Consider the following 15,745-nt stretch of genomic DNA (forward strand, 5'->3'; position numbering starts at 1 on the left):
CTCCTCCTCCTATCCCGCGTCAACCGTCTATGCCCATTTGTCCAGCAACGAATCCAATGCCCCGCTGAAAGCGGCGGCCGCGAACACCCTTCCGGGATCGTCCATGCCTTTCCATTGGGGGACGTAAGGGAGAACCGCCTCCGGCGGCGCGGGCAGGGTCCATCGGTTCAACATCGTCGCGTGCCCTTTGTTCAGGACGAACGAAACGCGTCCGAGCGGCTCCGCCCCGCGTTCCCGCCAATAGCCGAGCAAACGCTCGGTCTTTCCGAGATTTTGCCAATCGTCCGCCACCAGCCATAAAACCTTATCGCTCATTCCGATCAGCTTGGCATGCCATTCGCCGATGCCGCTGTCCGGGTCCGCGACCACGAGATCGTACCTTCCCGACTGCCGGATGCTCCCCAACAGGGATTCCAGCGAATCCGGCGTCATCGCCGCCCGTTCGCCCGGATGGTCCGGGGCGTCGATGATGTCCGCCCTCAAGTAGGAATGGTGGCGGACGTTCCGCGCCAAATGCTCGGGGAACCGCTCCGGGTCCGTCTGGAAAGCGTACAGCAGCCTCGAAAGGCTGTCCGGTTCCCCGGTCCCGAACAGGCGGGAAGTCACATTGAGCGACTCGAGGTTCAGATACAGCGTCCGCCGGCCCCGCTCGCCGGCCTGGCGGACCAAATTCAGCGCCGCCGTCGTCTTGCCGGCTCCCCCCGTCGCCGAGAATACGGTGAGGATCCTGCAGCCCCCTTGCGAGGCCGGCGCAGCATCCGCCAGCAAGCCTCGGATGCCGGCCGCCACGCCGGGCAGCGGCTGGTACAGGTTCAGCTCGGGCCACGCGCCGCCGGTTTCCCCGGCATCTTCCACCAATGCCGCCGTTCGCGCCGACGCCTGAAGCCAGGCGCCCGCCTGGCGAAGCAGCGCCGGACGGCCGATCAGCGCGTCGATGCCGCCGGGCTCCTGAAGCCGCAGCCTGAGCGCCGTCTCGTGGGTAAACACCGACGTCTCCCACCCGGGCTCCGTTTCACGCAAATATTCCGAGAGCCGCGCGGCATACTCCCGATTCGGAATCGCGAGCACGATTTTCCGGGTCATCCCATCCCTCCATCCGCCGGAAAAACAAAAAAACCGCAAACCCCGGCACAGGCCGGAATTTGCGGTGCTTCCGCTTTTCCAAGTCAATTTAACGTATCGAAATCATACCACGATCTTCCAACCCCGTCAACGTCATTCGACGGACAGGACTACCGTTTCCCCAAAGGCAGCCATTCCAGCACCCGCTGGATGTTCCGGTCCCAATAACCCCACTCGTGGCTTCCCGGTCCTTCCTCGTACACGTGATCGAAGCCCAGCCTGCGCGCATGGTCCCGGAACTTCACGTTCGCGTCGTACAGGAAATCCTCGGTGCCGCAGCATTGGAACAGCTTCGGCCTCTCCGCGCCGGAAGCCGCCAGCTTCTCGGCGACGAAGAAAAGATCGTCCTCGCTCCCCGCAAGCTCCTCGCGGCTTCCGAAAATGCGCCGGTACTCCTGGTCCGGGAAGAAATCGTAGTCCTCCCAACGGTTCACCATGTCCAGCGCGCCCGACAGGCTAGCCCCCGCCGCGAAACGGTCCGGACAGCGCAAAGCCAGCTTAAACGCGCCGTAACCGCCCATCGATAAGCCGGCCGCGAACGTGCTCTCCCGCTCCCGCGACAACGGAAACCAAGACTGCGCCAGCGCCGGCACTTCCTCGCTGATAAAGCGCCAATAAGGAAAGCCCTGTTTCATGTCCGTATAAAAACCCCGGTGAACGTTGGGCATCACCACCGCGATCCCGTAGGCTTCCGCGTACCGCTCGATCGAGGTTCGGCGCAGCCAGATCGTATGGTCGTCCGAGAGGCCGTGCAGCAAAAACATCGCCGGCAGCCGCTCGCCCGCCGGACCGCCCGGCAAGATGACGTTCATCGACGTCGCCATCCCGAGAACGTTCGAATAAAAATCGCATTGGAAAAGCGCCATACCCATCCTCCCCGATTTGACCATTCCCGTCCATCGTACCCGATCCCAAGCGCGGGCGTCCAGCCCCTCGGCTCAGACGATCGCGAAATCCGTCATCGACCTTACCGTCAAGCTGCCCGGCGATCCCTGAACGAAGGGGATATCCCCGTCGCTCCGCCTCCGGAACGTAACGGTCTTCGGAATCCCCGGCACCAGATCGAAGAAGTTGTCGCTGAAAATCCCCTCTTCCTCCGCCTCCAGATACACTTGCTTGGCAAGCCGCGAAGCCGTCAGCGTAAACGCCGTTCCTCCGCTTCCTGCTGCTTCCCGCACCTGGATGCCCGGCTCCTCGAGGGCAAGCCGTTTGGAGGACACGAAGTAGTGCGCCGTCACGTCCAGCGTTTCCCCGGCATCGTCCGTCAGCTCGCCAACCAGCAAGACGCGCTCCGGCTGCCGTCCGTCCAGCCATTCCGCGGTGCGCAGCGCGAAAACCATTTCCGCCGCATTCGAACCGACGGATACGGGCAACGTTTCCTCCTTCAATACGCGCCCTTCGAAATCGTAAAGCCGGACCGCCAATCGGCCCCGAACGGCATCCAGCCGATCCGAAATCACGTGGAAAGACGCCGCTCCGTCCTTCTCCGCCGCCGACAGCAGCACGTCCTTGAAGCTTTTGCGCGCATAATATTGCACGGCCTTCCACCGCCCGAAGTAGTCCATGCTGGACCAGGAAGCGACGGGCCAGCAGTCGTTCGCCTGCCAGTACAGCGTGCCCATGCAATAGCTTTTGCTGCGGCGATGGCTTTCGATCGCGATTTTCATCGCTTCCGCCTGCAGCACCTGGCTCATATACAGGAAGGATACGAAATCCTTCGGCGCTTTCAAATACATGTCGGAGTATTCCCGGATGAGCTGGTTTCCCCTCTTGTTTTTCTGGTGATGAAGCATGACACGGGATTCCAGCTCCATATCCTCGTCCCGCGCGTAGGACCGGGCCGTACGGTATTCGGGGAACGATTGGAAGCCGTATTCGCTCATGAAACGCCCGATGTTGTCGTTATAGTTCTCGAAAGGCTCCGACGCGTGCCACACCGCCCAGAAATGAATGTCGCCGCGCGCCGACCGGTTCGTAGCGTGCTGGTCGATGTTCCCGGTGAGCGCTTGCATCGGGGAGGACGGCCAATAATCGGCTCCGGGCGCCATCCGTTCGACGGCCTTCGGAAGCACGTCATGGAACAACGCTTCGTAATCCGCCCAAATCCGCTCGCGCTGCTCCGGCGAGTACAGCTTCTTCCAGCCCCAACCTCCTTCTTCGTTGTAATGCGCCCAAGCGGTGTCGATTTCGTTGTTTCCGCACCATAGCGCGATGCAGGGATGGTTGCGCAGCCTGCGCAGGTTGTCCTCGGCCTCCCGGCGCACGTTGTCCAGGAAAGCTTCGTCCCCCGGATACATGCTGCAAGCGAACATGAAATCCTGCCAAACCAGGATGCCGTACTCGTCGCACAACTCGTAGAAAACGTCGGCTTCGTATACGCCCCCGCCCCAAACCCGCAGCATGTTGAAATTCGATTCCGCCGCGCTTGCGATTTCGTGCCGGTAGCGCTCGTACGTCAATTCGGTCACGAAGCTGTCGTTCGGGATATGGTTGGCCCCTTTGGCGAAAACCGGAACCCCGTTCAGCTCAAAATAAAACGCCGCGCCATGCGCATCCGGATCGCGGACGAGGCGAATGGCGCGGAGCCCCGTGCGGACGGCGCGTCCATCGATCGGCCGGCCGCCTGCCGCCAGGACCGCCTTGAAATCGTACAGCGCCGGGTCTCCGAACCCTCTGCACCACCAGCGTTTGGGATTCGCGATCTCAGCCGGAAGTTCTACGGTTTGGACGCCCGGCTTAAGCTCGAACTCCTTCGTCCATTCGTACCCTTCGGTCGTCACGGTCAATCGCGCCGCGCCTGCGGCTTCCGCTTCGATTTCCGCGACCGCGGTCACCCGGGCTGCGGCTTCCGTCACTTCTTCCTGGCGGATGAAGAGGTCGCGGATCCGGCACCCGCTCCATCCTTCCAGGGAGACGGCCTTCCAGATCCCGCTCGTGACGAAACGAGGGCCCCAGTCCCAGCCGTAATGATACGGGGCCTTGCGCGTGAACACGCTGACTTTGCTTTCCCCGATCCCGCCCGTCTCGGAGTCGTCGTTCGAGGCCGGAAGGCCATAGCCGTGCGCTTCCAGCTTGGCGAGACCTTCCCGGATCGGGGAGCGGAAAAGGATGCGCAGCGTGTTGCCGCTGCCGCGGATCCAGGGTTTGACGTCGACACGATACCCGCGGAACATGTTGTCCGCCGACAGCACCTGCCGTCCATTCAATTCCACGTCGGCATACGTATCCAGTCCCTCGAACGCCAGCTCCAGTTTCGAGTGCGTCAGCAGCTCGCCGGGTACGTCAAAGGCCGTTTCGTATTCCCAGTCTTTTTTGTCGATCCATTGCAGGTCGATCTCGTTCGTGCCGTCAAATGGATCGGGGATGAGCCCGTTGCGAAGCAAATCCGTATGCACGCAGCCGGGAACCTGAGCCGGCCTCCACTCCGCGCCGCCGGCCTCCCGAAAACGCCAATCCCCCAAAATCAGCTTGCGATCGTTCATCGATGTCCAGTTCCACCTTCTCGAGGAATTTGTTATGGGTCAACTATAACATACCGCTAACAAAACGAATATAATGCAAAACAAATAAAACGGCTACACCGTCCTTTGCGGACGGATAGACGTTTTATCGGAGGTGATTCAGGCAAAGGATGGCGGATCTCATCCTTGCTGAATCAACAAGAAACCGGCTACGCCGTCCTTCCAGGACGAATAGACGTTTTAACAAAGATCAATCAGAGTTGCATCAACGCCCGCCCGATTTGATTTCGTTTTGCTTGAAGGCGTAGCCCAAGCGAAGGCGCGGGAGCGGGACTTGTCCTTTACCCTGGATAGCGTTCGTTCCACATTACCCCAAACACATTCTTCGTATCCGGACCTCCTGCCCCCTCGTACCTCCTTACTCGAACGTTAAGCTCCTCCCGCGAGCTTATCTCGCCCCCGGCACTCCCACGCTCACGTTAAGCTCCTCCCGCGAGCTTATCTCGCCCCCGGCACTCCCACGCTCACGTTAAGCTCCTCCCGCGAGCTTATCTCACCCCCGGCACTCCCACGCTCCCACGTTAAGCTCCTCCCGCGAGCTTATCTCGCCCCCGGCGCTCCCACGCTCCCACGTTAAGCTCCTCCCGCGAGCTTATCTCGCCCCCGGCACTCCCACGCTCACGTTAAGCTCCTCTCGCGAGCTTATCTCACCCCCCGACACTCCCACGCACTCCCACGCTCCCAAGTTAACTCCTCCCTCAAACGATCACGACCATTACCCTCCCCCCGAAAACTTATAAACTCTATCATTTCACAAGTAAAAGCGGCTTCGTCGCCCTCTTGGCACAGAGGAAAAGAAAGACGCCCGTTTAGAGCGTCTTTCCCTCCTGCCATCCCTTATTTCCGTTCCGGTTCCGCCTTGAACAGCTCGCCGATCGCGCCGACGCCGCCCAACGCTTCCACGGCGCGTACCGGCAGAAAGACTTTGTTCGCCGGGCCTTTGGCGATTTCGCCTAACGCTTCGAAGGATCGATAGGCGAGCACCTTCTCGTCGAGCCCAGCCGTCCGGAGCAGCTCGACGCGCGTTTTCTCCGCTTCCGCCACCGCCTCGATCGCCTTCGCCCGGCCGAGCGCCTCCAGCTCCTGCGCCTGCCTCAGCCCCTCCGCTTCGCGGATGCGGGCTTCCTTGTCGCCTTCCGCCTTGAGGATTTTGCTCTGCTTGTCGCCTTCGGCCCGAAGGATCATATCCTGCTTCGCCGCTTCCGCCGCCAATACCATCGCGCGCTTGTTGCGCTCGGCTTTCATCTGCTTATCCATCGCTTCCTGGATGTCGGCCGGCGGGCGGATGTCGAGCACCTCGACCCGTTCGATGCGGACGCCCCATTTTTCCGTCGCTTCGTCCAGGGCGAGCCGGATCTCCGTCGAGATTTTCTCGCGGCCCGACAGCGTTTCGTCCAGCTCCATTTTGCCGATGATCTGCCTCAGCGTCGCCGTCGTGATGTTGCGGACGCCGTTCACATAGTCGGAAATGCCGTAGGTCGCCTGATCCGGCGCCACCACCTGGTAGAAAATGATCGTGTCGATCTGGACCTGCACGTTGTCCTTCGTGATGACCGTCTGCGGGGGCACGTTGGCCTGCTGGATCCGCAAATCGTGGTACACCCGGACATAGTCGATGACCGGAATGAGGAGATTGATCCCCGGCGTGAGCAGGCGATTGTATTTCCCCAGCCGTTCTACCACGCCCACCTGCTGCTGGGGGACGATTTTGAGCGATAACGCGACGAACAGAGCCGCGAGCAGCACCGCGGCGATCGCGACGATGAGCCCTGCCATCCGGTCAGCCTCCTTTTTTCCTTACTTCCAATACGGCCGTCCCCCGCTTCACGACCTCGACCGTTTCGCCTGCCGTCAGCGGCGTATCCGCGGTCGCGCTCCACGTTTCCCCGGCGACTTTGACGATCCCCGGCTTGCCCGGTTCGATCGGCTCCACGACCAGCCCTTCCCGGCCGACTATCCGGTCGATCGCGTCCTCGTATCCCCGGCCGCGTCGAAGCCTGCGGGTTAGCGGTTTGGTGAGCAAGGTCAGCAGCAGAGCCGCTGACGCGGCCGTAAGGAGCTGGGCGTACAGGCTGCTGCCAGGCACAAGGAACCCGACCCCGGCGGCGGCCAACGCGCCGATCCCCAGCCAAAGCAAATAAAACGTCAACGTCAGCATTTCGGCCGCGATCAGCGCCGCGCCGACCAGCAGCCATACCGCCCACATGTCCACCGGTCCACGCATCCCCGCCCGTAGAGTCCGAAGCCTTTTCACCACAGTATACGAGCCATGGGCGGCGGACATGACGAAAATCCGGAACGTTCGGCCGGAGGACAACTTCCCATCCCCCGAAATAGGCATATGTTATTCCATCAACAACCTGATGGAGGGATACGATTTTGTCCGACAACTCCAGAGCCAAGCAGCACCTTGCCTGGCATGAAACGTTGGAAATGCACGAATTGGTCGCTTCGCAAGCCAACCATTTGACGGGATTCAAGATGCATCTCCCGAACGTACAGGACCCCGCGCTCAAAGCTCTGTATACCGAGGCGATCCAAGGAACCGAGCAGAACTTGCGGGATCTTCTCCCTTATTATCCGATGGCTCCGAAGGCGGAAATGAGAGCCGCTAAGGGCGCGGATATGACCGCCTTCTTCGCCGGACACCTGCTGGGATACGCCAAGTCAGCCGTGCGCAACTACGCGATTGCGATCACGGAAACGGCGACGCCCGCGCTGCGCGAGACGTTCCAGAAGCACCTGCTGAAGGCTATCCAGCTGCACGGCAAAACGTTTGCCTTCATGCATGAACGGGGCCTGTACCCCGCCTACCAATTGGACCGCCTGCTCGCGAACGACCAGAAATCGGCCCAAGCCGCCCTGTCCTCGTAATCGACGCCCGAATGCGAAAAAACCGCCGGGAGGCGGTTTTTTTGCATTCGTGTCGTTACCCTTCGCGGTCCGGCTTCCAGTTGCGGACCCCGTTGTCTTCCAGGATGCCGATCGTCACGTCCGAGATGTCCGGATCCGCCAGCAGCTTGTCCATGACCTTGAACTTGATGTCGTCCGCGTCGGCCAGCGACAAACCGGGCCTGAGCTCGATCATCCCTTCCACGTGGTAGTAGCGCCCCTCCTGCAGCACTCTCATTTTGAAAATGTCGGTGACGTCTTTATCCGACAGAATGATGGCAGCCACCTTGTCTTCCACTACCAGGGGCGCGGCGACGCCGATCAAACCCGCCATATTGTCGTATCCGACGCGGAATGCCACCAGCACCATCAAGCATCCGATCGCGATCGTAGCAGCGCCGTCGATCATGGCGAAGTCCGTGAAGGTCGCCACGACGACGGAACCAAGCGCCAGCACCGCTCCCAACGTCGCGACGAGATCTTCGTAAAAGACGAGCCGAGTGGGCGGCGCGGCACGATTCACGTTGCGGAACGCGGCGGCTATGACGGCGAATCCGCTTGCTTCCGCGCGCGTTTCGCGTACGATTTCCTTCATGGCTTTGACGAGAACGTATCCGTCGATCCCCATGGTAAGCAGCAGGACGCCAAGATTGATCCAGAAGCCGGTGGAATGGACGGGTTCGCGAAGAAGGTGGATCCCTTCCCGGATCGTCTCGTACGCCATGAACGTGACGACAAGCACGGCAACCATGCAGAACAGGTTGATGACCCTGCCGAAGCCGGCCGGGAACCTGCGGCTCGCCTTCCGCTCGGCAAGCACGCTGCCGATGAAGACGAACGCCTGGTTGATCGCGTCCGCGATCGAGTGCATGGCCGACGCGAACATGGCGCCGTTGCCCGTGACCGCCGCCGCCGCCCCTTTGGCCACCGCCAGAAAAGCGTTGCCGAACGCCGCGACGGCCGAAGAAGTGTTTCCTTTTTTCACAAGTTGCCAGAATGAGACTTGAGCCGTTTCCGAGTCCATCTAGAACGATATTCCTCCTAAGCGATGCCCCGTCCTTGCTCGGGAATGCTAACCTTTACATACGCGTTCCTTGGATAATCGTTTCATCGTTGAGGAAGGAGTAACCCTGGAGTCGAGGCGGGCAGACGGGCAAACCGATTGAACGGCATGCCGATTCCGCATATAATGGGGGTACCCTACGGAAAAGAGTGATCAGCCATCTTGTCGGACGCGCTGGATTCGATGCCGGACACGAATATCGTGCTGACCGGTTTCATGGGCTGCGGCAAAACGACCGTCGGCCGTCTTCTCGCGGACAACCTGTCCCGCGAATTCGTCGACGCGGACCATGAAATCGAGAGACGGCACGGCAAACCCGTCACCGAGATTTTCGCGACGCTTGGCGAACCGGAATTCCGCCGCCTGGAGAGGGAATTCATCGTCGATCTATGCCGCGGCTCCCGGGAGAAAATCGTGTCTCTCGGCGGAGGAGCCTTCATGCAGGAAGAGGTCCGGAGAGCCTGTCTGTCGACGTCTATCGTTGTGTTTCTCGAAATCGGCTGGGAGAGTTGGATTCAGCGGCATCACCTGCTCATCGAAGGACGGCCCATTCTCCAGAACAAGTCTCCGGAAGAAGTCAAAGCCTTGTTCGACGCCCGGCAAGCCGCCTACCGGCTCAGCCATTGCACCGTTCGCACCGACGGATTGACGCCTGAAGCGGTGGCCGACCGGATCGTCCGGTTCGCCATGACGGCAGGCAAGAGATAAGAGCAACGCCCGTTCCCGGTCAGGGAGCGGGCGTTTCGTATCACCGGGCTTCATTTCCGCTTCAGAATCCATTTCCCGATATCCCGAACGATGGCTGGCGACACATGGGCCGGAGTCCCATATTCCATGCCGACGGACATGCCGTCGTATTCCGTCAGCAAATGGTTCACCTTCGGATAGGACGCGAATTCGACGCCTGTTCGATTCTTCAGGGCATCCTTCCAGACCTGGAACTGCTTCATCGATACTTGCCAATCGTTCTCGCCCTGCAGGATCAGCATCGGCTTCGTTTGGATCGCCGCGACGGCCGCCGGGACGTAATCCCGCTGTTCGTACCACCAATAGGCGGGTTGGAACGGGAATCGCGCCGGCAAGTTATCCGTCGAGTAGGTGCGGTCGTTCAGCATTTTGGACGCCGTTTCGACCATGGACGCCGTCTGCTTCTGGGCTTGGATCGCCTCGGCCGGCAATCCCAGCTCCTCCATCCGCTCCAACACGTTATGCTGCTGCTCCACCATCACCTCCGCGAACGATTGGCTGGGCGCGGAAAGAAGGACGGCGCCGGCCAGATCGCCCGCGGCGTCGCGGCCGAACATCATCGGCACCGCGAAGCCGCCTTGGCTGTGGCCGATGACATAAATTCGGGCCGGATCGATTTCTATTCTGGTTTTGAGCAGCTTCGCCGCGCGGAAGACGTCGTCCACGGTTTCGTTCGCGAGGGTGAATTTCGGCTGCATCGCGACCTTGAACGTATGCTCCTCGGTTACCTTCTCGTACCGGAGAACCGCGATTCCTTGCGAAGCGAGGCCGGCCGCCAAATCCTTGAAAACCTTCGTTCCCCCGATCGTCGAATCCCGGTCGTGCGGTCCGGAGCCGTGAACCAGAATCGCAACCGGGTAAGGTCCGTCCCCGGCAGGCACGGTCAACGTTCCCGGGAGGGCGAATTCCCCTTCGCCGATCACGACTTCTTGTTCCCGGTAATTGCCGTTGTCGTAAGCCGGCTTCTAATAAGCCGGGGCCGGTTCATAGGGAGTGAATTCGAGGTCGTCTACCAAACCGGCGCGATCGAATCGGACGGTGATCTGCACGGGGGCTCCGTCCGTCGCATAGACAAGCTTCGCGTTCGTATGTACGCCGCTCTTCTCGACGGAAGCCGAAACCCGCATGGCCGGACTGCCGTACAGCTTCGGATAGCTTTCCGAGATGCTTGCCAGAACCGGGGCGGAGAGCGCCTGACGCAGCTGCGGGCTCATGAGAGCCGCAAGCTTCCCGTATTCGCCGGCGTAAAGCCGATGGAGATAGGCGGTGGCCAGACCGGCGAAATCGTCCTTGTCAAACCGCAATTCCTTTGCGGCTTCGTCCCATTGGAAGCTGCCGCCGAATGCGGTGTGGAGGAGTTCGAGCGGTACGTACGCACGGTCGCCCACGGAAACCGGGACGCCGCCGGCTTTGACCGGTTTGCCGTTCAGAAGCGCCTGCCCGCTTCCTAAAGTCATTACCAGGACGGCGGCATCTCGCGATACCGTAATGTTCCGCTTGGCCGCTTCCCACTCGATCTTCGAGCCCAGCGCTTCGGCTATGGCGCGGACGGGCACGTAGCCGGACGGTACGCTCCGCTCCGCCGCTGCGGCAGCTTGGGGCGCGGCACCGGCTGCGGCGGCAAGTCCGGGCGCAACGGCCAGCATGACCGCGAGGGATGTGAAGATCCATAATTTCGGTTTGATCGGTATCACAGGGGTCACTCCTTCGGTACGGATGTCATTCGCATGCCCGTATTACGTTTCAGGAGCGCAAAGCGTTCAGGCCTTGGATGATTTGATGCGATCTTTGTCCAACAAAACGAAACGTTCGAATCGCCGCGAGGCTTCAGGACTCCAGGAAGAACCGGATCGTGCGGTCCGACGAGCCCGGCAAGCCTTCATGGCCGAAATCGGGATAAATGGCGAGCCGTTTGGGCGCTTTGATTTTGTTATAGGCGGCAAACTGGGTGGAAGGCGGGCAGATCGTGTCCATCAGACCGACGAACATGAGCACCTCGCCTTGGATTCGGTCGGCCAGAAACTGCAAGTCGATGTATCCCAGCTTGGTGAATATCTCTTCTTCCCGTTCATGGAGCGGATCGAACAACCGGAAATACGTCCGAAGCTCCTGATAGGCGTCCTTCGCCAGGTCCATCTCCCATACGCGTTTGTAATCGCAGAGAAACGGGAAGACAGGAGCGAGCTTCTTGATTCGGGGCTCGAGCGCCGCGCAAGCGATCGTCAATGCGCCGCCCTGCGATCCTCCGGCCGCGTAAACGCGGTTCGGATCGACCTCGGGCAATGCGATGGCGATTCCCGCCAGCTGCGCCGCGTCCAGGAAGATATGCCGGAACAGCAAATGGTCCGGATGATCGTCCAACCCTCGGACGATATGCCCATGATGCGTGTTGCCTTTGACCCCGCCGCTGTCCTCGGAAGAACCGCCCTGTCCCCGGCAGTCCATGGCCAGCACGGAGAAGCCGAGGGACGCGTAGGCGAGCTTGTCGCTCCAGTCCCCGGCGTTACCGGTATACCCGTGGAACAGCACCACCGCCGGATGCGGCTCGGGCACGTTCTTCGGACGCAAATATTTCGCGTGGATTCTCGCGCCGCGGACCCCCGTGAAATAGAGATCGAAGCACTCGCATTGCGGGGTCTGGAACGCGCTTGGGACCATTTCCACCTGCGGGTCGACGGCGCGCATTTCGGTAAGCGCTTTCTCCCAATACGCATCGAAATCCGCCGGGCGCGGGTTGACCCCCTTGTACTCGTAAAGCTGTGCCAAAGGCATGTCGACTAACGGCATCATCCATCAATCCTTCCTGACTTGGTTGGTGAGTCATCCCATTCGATGTTATTTAAATCCAGCGGAAGGGCATCCGTCAAGGCAAAACGACAAGAGAAGCCGGTGAGCGCGGCTTAAAGTGCGGGCACGGGAGGTTAGGGACCGAGAGCGGCTTTCTTGTGCGCGGACCAGGGTATTCCATTTCGAATAGAATCTTGGGGATTCTGCCGAAAAGTCGCCCTGCCGCTTGACATCACCATCAGAAACTGCTTGGCATGTGTGCCGTAAGCGAATTGGTCAGCGGTAGAAAAAAAAGCGAACGGAGGACGCCTGCGGCATCCCGTTCGCTTCCCAACCCAAGGCCGTACCTGCCCTTAGCCCTTCACGGCGCCGGCAGTAACGCCCTTCGTGATTTTCTCGTTAAACATGGCGTAGATGACGATCGCGGGCACGGAGGTCAGCACCATGACGGCGAACTGCGAGCCGTAATCCGACGAGTACAAGCCGGCGAAGTTCATCACGGAGAACGGCAGCGTCTTGAGCGAGTCTTTGCTGATGAACGTCGCGGCCATGATGAATTCGTTCCAGCACGTGAGGAACGTCGTCACGGCGACCGTCACGACGGCGGGCATCGTGAGCGGAAGAATGATCTGGAACACGATCCGGTAGATGCTGGCTCCGTCCATGACGGCGGATTCCTCCATCGCGGAGGGGATGCTGCGCATGAAACCCGTTAAGATGAACGTGCTCAGTGGCACCGACACCGCGGTGTACGGAAGAATGAGTCCCCAATAGGAATCGGTCAGCCCCAGCGCCTTGAAGATCGCGAAATTGGGCAGCAGCGTCGCATGGATCGGAATCATGATGCCGAGCAGAATGACCGTATAGAAGAAGCTGCGCCACTTCCAATGCATGCGGGTGAACGCGTACGCAAGCGAGATCGACATGACGACCGTAAGCACGATGGTGGAGCCCGTGACGATCAGGCTGTTCAGGAAATATTTCGGAAACTTGCCGTCGACCCAAGCGTTGACATAGTTATGCCACTTCGGAACCTCGGGCCAGAGCAAGATTTTGCTGGAAAAAAACGCATTGGCGTCCACGATCGAGAAATTGAGCAGCCAAATGAGCGGAAACAGCTGCACGAACGCCACCAAGAGGAAGAACGCCCACAGGACCTTTTTCCGAGTTGTGCTCATGTCCTTCTCCCCCTTAGTATTCCGTGCTTTTGTCGCGGATGAATTGGTTGGACAAGTAGGTCGCGATCAGGCAAACGACGATGAACAGGATCGAAATCGCGTTCGCGTAACCGTACCGGCTTGCGGCAAACGCTTGATTGTACAGGTATACCGCCAGGAATTGCGTCGAGTCTCCCGGACCGCCGTTGGTCGTCAGGAACACCGTCTCCATCTGCTTCAGGGCGGTAATGATCGCCAAGGTCACTTGAACGGAAATCACCGGAGACAACAGGGGCACCGTGATCCGGAGATGAAGCTTCAGTCCCGTCGCACCGTCCAGCCGGGCCGCTTCGTAGAGCTCTTCCGGAATGCCCTTCACGCCGGCATAGTAGAACAGCAACCCCCATCCGAAACCTGCCCAGATGAGTATCCCCAGGAGAGAGCCCAGCGCGGTCTTCGGATCGCCCAGCCACACATGCTGCCAAGAGCTGAGGCCGATGCCGGCCAATACTTTGTTGAACATGCCGAATGTAGGATCAAGAAGCGAAAGCCACATCCGGGAAATCACCACGACCGAAATGACGCAGGGTATAAAGAAAATCGTCCGAAACCATTTTTCCGCCTTGCCGCCGATCCGATCGAGCAGCACGGCGAACGCGATGCAGACGGGATGCTGCAAAATGACGAAACCCGCTCCGAGCAGCAGCGCGTTGCGAAGCGCCAGCCAGAACCGCTCGTCATGGAACAGCTCCAGGTAGTTGTCCAGCCCGATCATCTTCACGTCCGTACCCGGCCCGAGCGTATCGGTAAGCGAATAATACCCGCTTAGGAGAATCGGCGCTACGAAAGTCAGGACGAAGAAGGCAAGTCCCGGCAGGACGAAGATCGCGATCGCCAGCTTGTCGCGCAATACTCGATGCATAAATCTCACTCCCTCCAGATAACCCCGGATAAAATCGAAAAGGGCAGACGGGACTTGATCTGCCCTTTTCCATTGTGATTGTGCCTCTTATTTCTTATTGGCGGCATCGGCGGCCGCTTGCATCTCTTCCATGAATTTCTCGGGCGAATCCGCGCCGGTCACCAGCTTGCCGATCGCATTCTGGGTCGCGTCCTTGTAAGCGGCCGAGCTTGCGTCGATATACGTCATGCCCGCCGTCGAAGTCGCATTCAACTGAATGTCGGCCAGCTGCTTCTGGACTTCCGTTTCTTTGCCGGTCAGCGTGTACTTCTGGGCCGGCACCGCGGCGCCGGTATCCCAAGCGACTTTGGCCCATTGGTTCGCGCTCATCAGGTAGTTGAAGAATTTTTTGGCTTCTTCTTTATGCTGGGAGGCTTTGACCAGGGCGTAACCTCCGCCGTTCCACGCCAGCAGGTCGGTGTCCTTGCCTTTGCCTCCGGCGACGGTCGGGAACTTGATCACGCCGAGGTTCTTGCGGAACTCTTCGGACAGCTGCTGGTTGGCGGCCATGCCCGCTTCCCAGGAGCCCATGTACCACATGGCGGCTTTGCCTTGGGTAAACAGGTTTTGCGAAGCGCCGTAGTCCATCGTCATATACGCGGTGTTGAACACTTTCTCGTCGGCGAGCTTCTTCATCCATTTGGCCGCTTCGAGCAGAGCCGGATCGTCCGCGAATTTCTTCTTGCCCGCGGTGGCGTCCAGGATCGAAGCTTGGTCGCCGCTGATGCGCTGGGCGATGTTCTGGTACAGCAGCGCGAGGCTCCACAGGTCTTTGCCGTTCATGGAGAGCGGCTCGATGTTCTTGGCGCGGAACGCTTTGGCGGCATCGACGAGTTCTTCCAGCGTCGTCGGAACTTTGATTCCGTTATCGTCGAACAGCTTCTTGTTGTAATAAATCACTTCGTAGTCGCTGTTGCGCGGCAGGCCGTACAGCTTGCCGTCGAACGTGAAGCCCTTGAAGACGCCGGGCAGGAAGTTGTACTGTTCGCCTTCGTAATCCTTCGGGTTGAGCTCTTCCACCCAGCCGGCCGATACGAGCGTGCCGACCTCCGCGCCGAAGTGGACCATCGTGACGTCTATCGGCTCGTTGGAAGCCATGTAAGCTTTTAATTTGTTCTTGAACGGTTCTTCGGCGAGCGCCTCGACTTCGATCTTGACGTTCGGGTTTTCCTTCACGTAGTTGTCGATGACCGTTTGTTCGGCCAAGCCTTGTCCCGATTTGCGGTCCGGCAGGTTGGAGAAAAAGCGGAGCGTGACGTTCTCGGCCGGAGCGGAGGCGGACGCGCCGCCGCTTGCCGCCGGGCTGGATGCGGCAGGGCTCGATTCCTGGGCGTTATCGTTCTTGCCGCCGCATGCGGTAAGGACGATCAGGGCGGTCATGAGGACCGCGAGCGCGGAGACCATGGTTTTCAGGCTGAGCTTCGACATCGGATTTCCCCCTTCGTGTATGAACCGGATAAGGCTCTTGATAGCATCATAGCAACAGGGAAGGACG

14 protein-coding genes are annotated in these 15,745 nt (G+C 59.9%); 2 read left to right on the forward strand and 12 right to left on the reverse strand.

Annotated features, from left to right (window positions below):
- Nucleotides 1-27: 27 nt before the first annotated feature.
- From GE107_RS13620 to GE107_RS13640, 5 genes are all read right to left on the reverse strand, one after another.
- Nucleotides 28-1,083: a CpaE/TadZ family protein gene (locus tag GE107_RS13620; protein ID WP_219640514.1), complete on the reverse strand. Its 1,056-nt coding sequence runs from the start codon at nt 1,081-1,083 to the stop codon at nt 28-30.
- A 149-nt stretch (nt 1,084-1,232) separates the two neighbouring features.
- Nucleotides 1,233-1,988: an alpha/beta hydrolase gene (locus GE107_RS13625; RefSeq protein ID WP_219640515.1), complete on the reverse strand. Its 756-nt coding sequence runs from the start codon at nt 1,986-1,988 to the stop codon at nt 1,233-1,235.
- Between the two features lie 72 nt (nt 1,989-2,060).
- Nucleotides 2,061-4,604, reverse strand: coding sequence for a beta-mannosidase (locus GE107_RS13630; RefSeq protein ID WP_219640516.1), 2,544 nt, complete (start codon nt 4,602-4,604; stop codon nt 2,061-2,063).
- Nucleotides 4,605-5,480: 876 nt separating this feature from the next.
- Complete coding sequence (locus GE107_RS13635) at nt 5,481-6,419, reverse strand: SPFH domain-containing protein (protein ID WP_219640517.1); 939 nt, start codon at nt 6,417-6,419, stop codon at nt 5,481-5,483.
- A gap of 4 nt (nt 6,420-6,423) precedes the next feature.
- Nucleotides 6,424-6,849: an NfeD family protein gene (locus GE107_RS13640; RefSeq protein WP_255570475.1), complete on the reverse strand. Its 426-nt coding sequence runs from the start codon at nt 6,847-6,849 to the stop codon at nt 6,424-6,426.
- A gap of 173 nt (nt 6,850-7,022) precedes the next feature.
- Here GE107_RS13640 and GE107_RS13645 point away from each other — a divergent pair, with 173 nt between their 5' ends.
- Nucleotides 7,023-7,517: a spore coat protein gene (locus GE107_RS13645; protein WP_370636412.1), complete on the forward strand. Its 495-nt coding sequence runs from the start codon at nt 7,023-7,025 to the stop codon at nt 7,515-7,517.
- Nucleotides 7,518-7,572: 55 nt separating this feature from the next.
- On the opposite strand, the gene GE107_RS13650 is transcribed toward GE107_RS13645, so the two are convergent.
- A complete protein-coding gene (locus GE107_RS13650; protein WP_219640519.1) occupies nt 7,573-8,559 on the reverse strand; it encodes a cation diffusion facilitator family transporter in 987 nt (328 codons plus the stop codon).
- A gap of 222 nt (nt 8,560-8,781) precedes the next feature.
- On the opposite strand from GE107_RS13650, the gene GE107_RS13655 reads away from it, so the two are divergent.
- Entirely contained in the window at nt 8,782-9,306 is a 525-nt protein-coding gene (locus GE107_RS13655) for a shikimate kinase (protein ID WP_219640607.1), read from the forward strand.
- 50 nt (nt 9,307-9,356) lie between these two features.
- On the opposite strand, the gene GE107_RS13660 is transcribed toward GE107_RS13655, so the two are convergent.
- The 6 genes from GE107_RS13660 to GE107_RS13685 form a co-directional block, all read right to left on the reverse strand.
- The gene (locus tag GE107_RS13660) at nt 9,357-10,268 is read right to left on the reverse strand and encodes an alpha/beta hydrolase family protein (RefSeq protein ID WP_219640520.1); all 912 of its coding nucleotides are present in this window, start codon (nt 10,266-10,268) and stop codon (nt 9,357-9,359) included.
- A gap of 42 nt (nt 10,269-10,310) precedes the next feature.
- Nucleotides 10,311-11,039, reverse strand: coding sequence for a copper amine oxidase N-terminal domain-containing protein (locus GE107_RS13665; protein ID WP_219640521.1), 729 nt, complete (start codon nt 11,037-11,039; stop codon nt 10,311-10,313).
- Nucleotides 11,040-11,172: 133 nt separating this feature from the next.
- Nucleotides 11,173-12,132 carry an alpha/beta fold hydrolase gene (locus GE107_RS13670; protein WP_219640608.1) on the reverse strand — a complete coding sequence of 320 codons (960 nt, stop codon included), beginning with the start codon at nt 12,130-12,132 and terminating at the stop codon, nt 11,173-11,175.
- Nucleotides 12,133-12,485: 353 nt separating this feature from the next.
- A complete protein-coding gene (locus tag GE107_RS13675; RefSeq protein WP_219640522.1) occupies nt 12,486-13,310 on the reverse strand; it encodes a carbohydrate ABC transporter permease in 825 nt (274 codons plus the stop codon).
- A 13-nt stretch (nt 13,311-13,323) separates the two neighbouring features.
- Complete coding sequence (locus tag GE107_RS13680) at nt 13,324-14,211, reverse strand: carbohydrate ABC transporter permease (protein WP_219640523.1); 888 nt, start codon at nt 14,209-14,211, stop codon at nt 13,324-13,326.
- Nucleotides 14,212-14,298: 87 nt separating this feature from the next.
- Entirely contained in the window at nt 14,299-15,678 is a 1,380-nt protein-coding gene (locus GE107_RS13685) for an ABC transporter substrate-binding protein (protein ID WP_219640524.1), read from the reverse strand.
- Between the last annotated feature and the right edge of the window lie 67 nt (nt 15,679-15,745).

The sequence above is a fragment of the Cohnella sp. CFH 77786 genome (genome assembly GCF_019400745.1).
Taxonomy (GTDB): domain Bacteria; phylum Bacillota; class Bacilli; order Paenibacillales; family Paenibacillaceae; genus Cohnella.